9 protein-coding genes are annotated in these 8,965 nt (G+C 69.5%); 6 read left to right on the top strand and 3 right to left on the bottom strand.

What is annotated here, in order from left to right:
• A partial coding sequence (locus ACIDOF_RS37250) for a PAS domain-containing protein (protein ID WP_409010705.1) occupies positions 1-348 on the bottom strand: 348 nt, incomplete at its 3' end.
• A 384-nt stretch (positions 349-732) separates the two neighbouring features.
• On the opposite strand from ACIDOF_RS37250, the gene ACIDOF_RS37245 reads away from it, so the two are divergent.
• The 5 genes from ACIDOF_RS37245 (at position 733) to ACIDOF_RS37225 (ending at position 4,901) form a co-directional block, all read left to right on the top strand.
• Positions 733-1,002, top strand: coding sequence for a response regulator transcription factor (locus tag ACIDOF_RS37245; RefSeq protein WP_409010704.1), 270 nt, complete (start codon positions 733-735; stop codon positions 1,000-1,002).
• Between the two features lie 134 nt (positions 1,003-1,136).
• Complete coding sequence (locus ACIDOF_RS37240; protein ID WP_409010703.1) at positions 1,137-1,424, top strand: hypothetical protein; 288 nt, start codon at positions 1,137-1,139, stop codon at positions 1,422-1,424.
• Positions 1,425-1,777: 353 nt separating this feature from the next.
• Positions 1,778-2,923, top strand: coding sequence for an acetylornithine deacetylase (gene argE, locus ACIDOF_RS37235; RefSeq protein ID WP_409010702.1), 1,146 nt, complete (start codon positions 1,778-1,780; stop codon positions 2,921-2,923).
• Positions 2,924-3,335: 412 nt separating this feature from the next.
• On the top strand, positions 3,336-4,556 hold the full coding sequence (locus tag ACIDOF_RS37230) for an MFS transporter (RefSeq protein WP_409010701.1): 1,221 nt from the start codon (positions 3,336-3,338) through the stop codon (positions 4,554-4,556).
• A gap of 180 nt (positions 4,557-4,736) precedes the next feature.
• Entirely contained in the window at positions 4,737-4,901 is a 165-nt protein-coding gene (locus ACIDOF_RS37225) for a hypothetical protein (protein ID WP_409010700.1), read from the top strand.
• Between the two features lie 375 nt (positions 4,902-5,276).
• Here the strand turns inward: ACIDOF_RS37225 and ACIDOF_RS37220 are convergent, their stop codons facing one another.
• Both ACIDOF_RS37220 and ACIDOF_RS37215 read right to left on the bottom strand, forming a co-directional pair.
• Positions 5,277-5,720 (bottom strand): contact-dependent growth inhibition system immunity protein, encoded by a 444-nt coding sequence (locus ACIDOF_RS37220; RefSeq protein WP_409010699.1) that lies wholly within the window; start codon positions 5,718-5,720, stop codon positions 5,277-5,279.
• A 456-nt stretch (positions 5,721-6,176) separates the two neighbouring features.
• Positions 6,177-7,079 carry a YceI family protein gene (locus ACIDOF_RS37215; RefSeq protein WP_409010698.1) on the bottom strand — a complete coding sequence of 301 codons (903 nt, stop codon included), beginning with the start codon at positions 7,077-7,079 and terminating at the stop codon, positions 6,177-6,179.
• 1,157 nt (positions 7,080-8,236) lie between these two features.
• Between ACIDOF_RS37215 and ACIDOF_RS37210 the strand changes: the two genes are divergently transcribed.
• Positions 8,237-8,947, top strand: coding sequence for a TetR/AcrR family transcriptional regulator (locus tag ACIDOF_RS37210; RefSeq protein ID WP_409010697.1), 711 nt, complete (start codon positions 8,237-8,239; stop codon positions 8,945-8,947).
• The last annotated feature ends 18 nt before the right edge of the window (positions 8,948-8,965 follow it).

The raw sequence follows: 8,965 nt of genomic DNA, 5'->3' as shown, positions 1-8,965 counted from the left end.
GGTGGGGTGGGGGGTGGTGCGGTGGGCGAGGAGGCGCTGCGGGACGGGGTGGCCGTCGCGGTGTCTGAGGGTGACCACGGCGCTGACCCTGTTCCGGGCGGCGGCGGCCGTACGGTGCCAGGCGAGATGGCCGGCGTCGGCGGAGTCGTCGGCGTCGTCGGTGGCGTCGGCGAGCAGGCGGGTGGCCGGTTGCCCGAGGACTTCGGCGGGCGTGTAGCCCAGCAGGTGTGCGGCGGCCTCGCTCCATGCCGTCACCAGACCGTGTTCGTCGACCGTGGCCGTACGGGCCCGGGACGCGGTGTCTGGCTGTGTCTGCTCGCCGGTGGGGAAGGCGATCGGGTCGGTCACTGCTCATCCCGCCTCTCGGGATCCTTCGCGCAGCCCCTGCGACCATCATGATCCTCGCGCAGGGGGAGCACCAACCCGGCCTGTGTTCCGGGCGGGGGGAGCGCTGCAGGGGTGGCCGGTGTGCTGGCCGGTGCTGCTGGCGCGGCGGATGCGGCGGGTGTGGTGGGTTGCTGCCGGTACGGCGGTGTGTGCTGCGGGTTTGCGTTCCAGTTCCCGGGACGCAGGGGTCGTGACACGGCTGTGACAACTGCCGGACACGGCCAAGACCTCGCGCCGCCAACCTTATCTAAACCAGACAAAAGGCAGTTTTTACTCATTTGTCTTTTTCTCTGCTTCCAAGGGTGTCAGCAGGGACGACCAGACCGACTCACCGGAGAACTCCCCATGGCTCCCGCATCCACCTCCACCTCCCCTTCGGTCCCCGCCCCCTCGGCCCCCTCGGCCGCCTCGGCCCCCTCCCCCGTGCCGGCGCTGACGCCCCGCGAACTGGAGACCCTGCGCTACATCACCTCGGGCTGCACCTACCTGCAGACCGCCCGCCTGATGGGCCTGTCCCCGCACACCGTCGACGCCTACCTGCGCCGTATCCGGGCCAAGCTGCACACCAACACCACGGCCGAGCTGACCCGCCTGGCGATCACCCTGGGGCTGTGACCATCCCGCCGGGCCGCTTCTTCACGGCCGTTCCTTCTCAGGCGTTCCTTCTCGGGCGTTTCTTCTCGGGCGTTTCTTCTCGGGCGCGGCTTCGTTGGGCCTGGCGTTCCGACCGTTAGGCAAGGGAGATCCCGATGCGCATCCGCGCCACACTCGCCACCGCCGTCGTAGGCGCAGCCGCTGTCGTCGGCGCCGCTGGTTCCGCCAGTGCCGACGCCCCCGCGACGGGCGCCGCACTGCCGACCGGCCCGGTCAGCGGCGGGCTGACCACGGACGGCCTGTCCGTGGCCGGGATCCCGACCGACTCGCTCGCCAAGGGCGAGCTGCCCACCGACGCGATCACCAAGGGCGTCCTGCCGACCGAAGCCCTCACCCAGGGCGGACTGCCGACCGGCCAGCTGCTCGGCGGACTGCCGCTGTAGTCCACGCCGCAGAGCGCAGAAGCACAGGGGCGCAGGGTTGGAGGGTCCGGGAGCAGTCTGCTCCCGGGCCCTCTTCTTGTGCCCCTGTCTGCACGGGAGTTGACGAGGGGAAAGGTTCGGGCGGGGCGGCATATCCGGGCGGGTGCGGTGGTTGTATGAGGCCTGCATGTGTGTTCCCCGTACGGCCTTCCGTACGGCCGTACGACCTCTTGGAGGCTTCGCGTATGCCGGCTGACAGCACCGCCCCTGCACCCGACCCCGCCCCGGCCCCGGTTCCGGCCCAGGTTCCGGTTCCGGCTCTCTCCCGTGTTCCGGCTGCGGCGGCTGCGGGCGGGGGTCCGTCCGGTGCGGTGATGGAGTGGATCACCCGGCTGATCGGCATCGACACCACGAGCCGGGACAGCAATCTGCCGCTCATCGAACTCGTCGCCGACGCGATACGGGCCCACGGCCTCGACCCCGTACTCATCCCCGACTCCGCGGGCACGAAGGCGAATCTGCTCGCCACCCTCCCGGCCGCCGACGGGACGACGACCGGCGGCATCGTGCTGTCGGGCCACACCGACGTCGTCCCCGTCGACCAACAGCCCTGGAGCAGCGACCCGTTCAGCCCCGAGGTGCGCGAGGGCCGGCTGTACGGGCGGGGCGCGTGCGACATGAAGGCGTTCGTCGGCGCCGTGGTCGCGAAGCTCCCGGAACTCGCCGGGGCACGGCTGGCGGAGCCGGTGCATCTGGCCCTCTCCTACGACGAGGAGATCGGCTGCGCCGGAGCGCCGTCCCTGGTCGAGGAGATCGTGCGGCGCGGACTGCGGCCGCGGGCGTGCGTGGTCGGGGAGCCGACGGGCATGCGGGTCGTCCGCGGCCACAAGTCGATCACCCTGGTCCGGGTCGCCTTCCACGGGATGGCCGCGCACTCGTCCCTGACACCGCACGGGGTGAACGCGATCGAGTACGCGGCGCAGCTGGTCGGGTTCGTGCGGGCCTTCGCCGAACGGCAGCGTGCGCAGGGGCCGTTCGACCCGTACTACGAGGTGCCGTTCACGACGGCGACGGTCAACGAGATCAGCGGCGGAATCGCGGTCAACACCGTGCCGGCCGCGTGCACGCTCAGTTTCGAGTTCCGTACCGTCGCGGGCGTCGACGTCGACACGACACTCCACATGTTCGAGGCCGAGACACGGCGGATCGAAACGCTGATGCGCGCGGAGAACCCCCACGCGCGGGTGGAGATGACGACCGTCGCGAAAGCCCCCGGACTCGACACCCCGCCAGAAGCCGGCATCGTCGAACTCGCCCACCGGTGGGGCGGGAAGGCCAGTGAGAAGAAAGTCACCTACGGCACCGAAGCCGGGCTCTTCCACCAGGCCGGCATCCCGACCGTGGTGTGCGGGCCCGGCGAGATCGCCCAGGCCCACGCCCCGGACGAGTACGTGGAACTGGAACAGATCGCGTCCTGCGAAGCGTTCCTGGACCGGCTCATCCGTGATCTGCGGTGCTGAACAGGCCAGTTCGGCACCGACCGCCGGATCGACGAACCGCCGGGTTACCGGCTCGACGCGGCCCGGCGGCTCGGCGCATTACCGGTTCGCCAGGCTCGGCCGCTCGGCGCATCACCGGTTCGGCGGCCCCGCGGCCCCGCGGCCCCGCGGCCGGGCGGTTCAGCGCCTTGCCGGTTCGGTGCTTTGCCGGTTCGGCGCTATGCCGGCTGGGCGCTATGCCGGTTCGGCGTACTGCCGGTTCGTGGTTCTTCCCCTCCCCCCTTGTTGACGTCGTGCAGAGAAGAGGGCCGTATCCCCCATGACCGTCCACCCCAGCAGTCCAAGCAGCCCGAACAGTCCCAGTCCCCTTCCCTCCGGGGCCGGTGATACGGCAGCTGCCACGCCGGAACGGGTCGCGGCCGCGCGCAAAGCCGTGATCAGCAGTTCGATCGGCGCGGCCCTGGAATGGTTCGACATCATCGTCTACGCGTCGTTCGCGGTCGTCATCGCCCACAACTTCTTCCCCGGCGGTGACGCCGGACTCGGCCTCATCCTCACCTTCGCGACCTTCACGATCTCCTACCTCGTACGGCCCCTCGGCGGCCTCCTCATCGGCGGATACGCAGACCGGTACGGGCGCAAGAAGGCCCTCACCCTGACACTGCTGCTGATGATGGGCGGAACCCTGCTCATGGCCGCCGCCCCCACCCACGCGGCCATCGGCGCCTGGGCGGGAGCACTCATCCTCCTCTCCCGCCTCGTCCAGGGATTCTCCGCCGGCGCCGAATTCGGCACCGCCACCACCTTCCTGACCGAGACCGCACCCCACCGCAAGGCCTACTACTCCTCCTGGCAGGTCGCCAGCCAAGGCGCGTCGATGTTCCTCGCCTCCGCCTTCGGCTACACCCTGTTCACGTATCTCACCGAGGAACAGCTCTACACATGGGGCTGGCGCATCCCCTTCGCCGTCGGCGTCCTCGTAGGACCCGTCGGCCTCTACATCCGGGCACGCCTGTCGGAAACGGAAGAATTCCGCCACGGGCCACGGGAACAGGCACCCGTACGGTCCACACTCACCCGCCACCTGGGACCGGTCCTGGCCGGCGCGGCCTGCGTCGGCGTCGCGACGATCTCCGTCTACCTCATCCTCTACATGCCGACCTTCGCCGTGAAAAACCTCGGCGTCCCGGCCGACGCGGCCTACCTCGGCGGCGTCGTCGCCGGACTCGTCACCCTCACCGCCGTACCACTCGTGGGCCGCCTCGCCGACCGGATCGGACCCGCACGCGTCATGACCTGGGCAGCCCTGGCCGCCCTGCTGCTGGCCTGGCCACTCTTCCGCATCCTCACCAGCACCCCCACCGTGCCGGCCCTCATCGGCGTCATCGCCGCCCTCGGCACCATCATGGCCTTCTACTTCGCCCCCCTCCCCGCCCTCCTCACCTCCCTCTACCCGCCCGAAGTACGCACCACCGCGGTATCCACCGCCTACAACCTCGGCGTCACCCTCCTCGGCGGCATCGCCCCCCTCATCCTCACCTGGCTCCTCGAAACAACCGACTCCCTCAACTCCCCCAGCCTCTACTACATGAGCACCGCCGCCGTCTCCCTCACCGGACTCTGGTACGTACGCACACGAACCAGCACCCGGTAAACAGACCCTCCACCTCGCACAGGCACAGGCACAGGCACAGGCACAGGCCCCGGCGGGCGCCGAGCAGACCATGCCTCGCACGAACACCGGCCGGGGCGTGCAGTGAACAGACTGTGCCGCGCACGAACACCGGCCGGGGTGCGGTGAACAGACTGTGCCTCGCACGAACACCGGCCGGGGGTGTGCGGTGAACGGCCGGACCGATTCGGCTTCGGCCTCGACCTCGGCCTCGGCCTCGGCGCGAGCGAACTGGCCGGGGGCGAGCGGGAGTTCACCCCCGGCCGCCGCTACCGCGCGGGCCGGTGCGTAGGCCCGCGCGTGGGCGCGGTGTGTGCTGGACCGTGAAACGGACCAGTACGCCGGCGGCGCCGCGCGGCAGTCCGGCAACGGCCCCCTCGCGCAAAGCAGCCACCACCACGCACAACCGCACCGACACGCGCCAGGGGGCGCAGTAAGCAGACTGCGCCTCGCACGAACACTCCCCGAGGTGCGGTGAACAGACCACACTTCGCACGGACACGGACCGGGCAAGCGGGGAGCAGACCACACCTCATACGGACCCAGGCACGAGCCGGGGCGCACCGAGCGGACTGCGGTCCGCACAAACACAGGCACAGGCCGGACATACGGTGAACGGCCAGCCCGCGTCGGCTTCGGCTTCGGCTTCGGCTTCACCGTGAACGAACTCGGCGGGGGCGGGCGGGAGTTCACCCCCGGCCACTACCGCGCGGGTCGACGCGTAGGCCCGCGCGTGGGTGTGGGTGTGTGCTGGGCGGTGAAACGGGCCAGCACGTCGGCGGCGCCGCGCGGCAGTTCGGCAACGGCCCCCTCGGGCAGAGCGGCCACCACCGCGCACAGCCGCACGGCCAGGCCGGGCAGCACACGCCACGCCTCCGGCGGAACCTCCACCGTCGCAAGCAGCAGGTCACCCTCGTAGAAGTACGCGTCCAGCAACGGCTCCCCCAGAAGCAGACGCACCGCCAAGGGCAGCACGAACGGCAGAGCAACCCGCTGCGACACCAAAGTCCGCACATCAGCCGGCGTCAGCTCACCCAGCCGGACACCACGCAGAGCATGCACAGTACGGACCAGACCCGTCGCGCCCTCATCAGGCCGGCCCCAGCACGGCGGATCCAGATCGTCGAGAGCACGGTCCAGGTGCAACAAACCCTCCCCGAACCCAGACTCCTCCCCCTGCCCGTGTCCGTGCCCCTGCCTGTGCCCGCGCCCCTGCCTGTGCCCGCGCCCTTGTGCGTGCATAGGGGGCATTGTCGCCAACTCCCCCAGCACGACAAGGCGTTACCCCACTCACCGGCACGAGGCTGCCATCACGCCTGCAAGCAGACGGCACAGCCCGGCCGAAGAGAACCGGCCCCGCTCACCACACCACCGAACCAAGCCAGGACAGGTGAGGCAGGCGAGGCCGGGCCCAGCCAGGACGCGGCAAGACGAGCCAGGCCTGGCCGGGGCGGGCCCGGCCAAAGCGGGGAAGGCCAGACCGGGCCGGGCCGAAACCGGCCAGGACAGGTGAGGCAGACGAGGCCGGGCCCAGCCAGGGCGCGGCAAGACGAGGCAGCCAGGCCAGACCGGGGCGCGACGGGCAGGGCGGGCGGGGCGGGGTTACTTGAATTCGAGTTCCGTGCCCTTGGGCACGATCTGAATGTCCAGGTCGACCTTGATACTCGAACCGACCACCGCGATATTGCGGGCCAGCATCGTCTGCCAGTTGATGGTGTAGTCCTCACGATGCAACTCCGTCGTCGCCCGCACCGCGCCCCGCGTCTCCCCCTCCATACCGACCCGCACCCCGTTGTACTCCGCGTCCAACGTCACCGTACGCGTCACACCATGCAACGTCAGCGCACCCGTGATCGCCCAGCTATGACCCCCACGGTGAACGAACCGGTCACTGTAGAACTCCAACGTCGGGAAACGCTCCACATCCAGAAAATCCGCCGACCGCAGATGATCATCACGCATCCGCACCTTCGTATCGATCGACGCAGCATCGATCACGACATGCATCGCCGAATGCTCCATCCGCTCCGCGATCCGGATCGCACCCGCGAAATTCCCGAACTGCCCATACACACGCCCCAGCCCGATATGACGGGCACTGAACCCGACACGGGTATGAGCCGCCTCGATCTCCCACTCCCCCGGCTCCGGCAACGGCAGATTCGGCGCCGGATGCATCGTGATGTCCCCGAGCCCGACCACCGCCCCGCCCTCCTGAACAGCCGCGTCCCCACGGAAAGGAGTGAAACCGTCCACCGATATCGACACCCGGTACTCACCCAGCGGCACCACCACCACAACCCAGCCGAACGGATCCGTCTCCCCCTTCACAACCTTCCGGCCCCGGCCGTCCGCCAGCGTGTACTGCGCCTGCCCCACCGCCTGCCCCACCGGATCCACCACCCGAAACGACACCACACCCGCATCCGACGGCACGGGAACACCAGCCAGCAACCCCTTGCCCTGGCTCACGGCGGCCGGTCGGCCCAACAAACGGCTGATCATTGTCTGCGTACCCCTGTGCTGTCGTTCCCAGCGGAAAACACACGCTCACACGCATGCCCCGCACCCTTGCCAACGGCCCACGACGACACCCCACTTGGCACCGCCACACACCATCCGGAACAACATAGTCCGCTACCCCAACACCGGTTAAGCCAGGTACAACCCACCCCCCACCCCGGCCCCGGCCCCGGCCCCGGCCCCACACCAACCGCACAAGACACAGACGAGACCAGCACACAAACCGGGGACAGACGAGACCAGCACACAAACAAAGCACCCACAGGAACGGCAACTCCCCCGCCCCGAACACCGCATGCGGCAGACCAGCACACAAACAGGCGCAGCCGAGGCAGCACGGAAAGCCGGGCACCACAGAAGCGAGACCAGCACGCAAGCCGGGCACACGCAGACGCGAGACCAGCACGCAAGCCGGACCGCCAGTGCCGACGCCCCCGCGACGGACGCCGCACTGCCGACCGGCCCGGCCAGCGGCGGGCTGACCACGGACGGCCTGTCCGCGGCCGGGACCCCGACCGAAACCCTCACCCAGGGCGAGCTGCCCACCGACTAGCTCCTCGGCGGACTGCCGCTGGCACACACAGCCGAGGCCAGCACGGAAGCGGCCCCCGGAGGCGGAGCGGAAGCGGGGCACACGCAGGCCAGGCCAGCACAGACGTTGGGCGCACAGAGGCGAAGCCAGCACACAAGCCGACACACACAGGCGAGGCGGGCACGGAAGCGGCCCCCCAGAGGCGGGGCGGAAGCGGGGCCCCAAAGTCCGGCGGTGGCGGCGCTCATCAGCGATCCGGCCACGCACCCGCATCTCGGGCGGCGCGGCAAGGAAGCGGACGCGGCGCGCGCAGCCGGACAAGTACGCGGAGGTCACGCACGACAGCGCCAAGGAACTCCGGCAGGTCCTCACAGAAGCAGGGGCGGAAGCAGAGCCCCAGAAGCAGGGGCGGAAGCAGAGCGGAAGCAGGGGCGGAAGCAGAGCGGAAGCAGGGCCCAGAAGCAGGGGCGGAAGCAGAGCGGAAGCAGGGCGGAAGCAGGGCGGAAGCAGGGCGGAAGCGGAGCGGAAGCAGGGCCCAGAAGCAGAGCCCCAGAAGCAGGGCGGAAGCGGAGCGGGCAGGCGTGCGAGGGGCGGATAAAGTGAGCAGATGGCGCACACCACCAGCGGCCGGCCCCGGACCGACAAACGCACCACACGCTGGAACCAGCACAAAGCACAACGCCAGAACGAACTCGTCGACGCCGCCGTCACCCTCATCGAGGAAGAAGGCCCCCGCTTCCGCGTCCAACGCCTCGCCGAACGCGCCGGCCTACCCCGCTCCGTGCTCTACCGCCACTTCAAAGACCGCGCCACCCTCGAAGAACTCATCCGCCGACGCATCGTCGCCTCCTTCCTGCACCGCATCGAACCCACCCTCACCTTCGACGGCACCATCGAAGAAGCCATACACCGCGTCATCAGCGCCCACCTCGACTGGGTCGCCCAACACCCCCACCTCTACACCTACATGGGCGTCGCCGAACACACCATGAACGACGGCTCCCTCATCGCCAACACCAAAACCGCCATCGCCCACAAACTCAGCGAACGCTTCGACCAGATCCTTCACGGCCTGGGAGCCCCACACGCACCGATCCGGTCCGTCGCCGTCGGCATCGTCGGATTCGTCGACACCGCCGTCAACCAATGGGTACACGACCCCGCACGAGAACAGACCGAACAACAACTCCACACCATGCTCTGCCGCTCCGTCTGGGCCGTACTCAACGCGACACTAAAAGACCTCGGCATCACCCTCACACCCCAACAACACCTAACCGACCTCAACCACAACCCCACCCCACCACCCACAACCTGAACCGGCCCTCCCGTCCTG

Source organism: Streptomyces sp. Da 82-17 (assembly GCF_046098215.1).
Lineage (GTDB): Bacteria > Actinomycetota > Actinomycetes > Streptomycetales > Streptomycetaceae > Streptomyces.
This window is presented reverse-complemented; position numbering and strand designations above follow the sequence as displayed.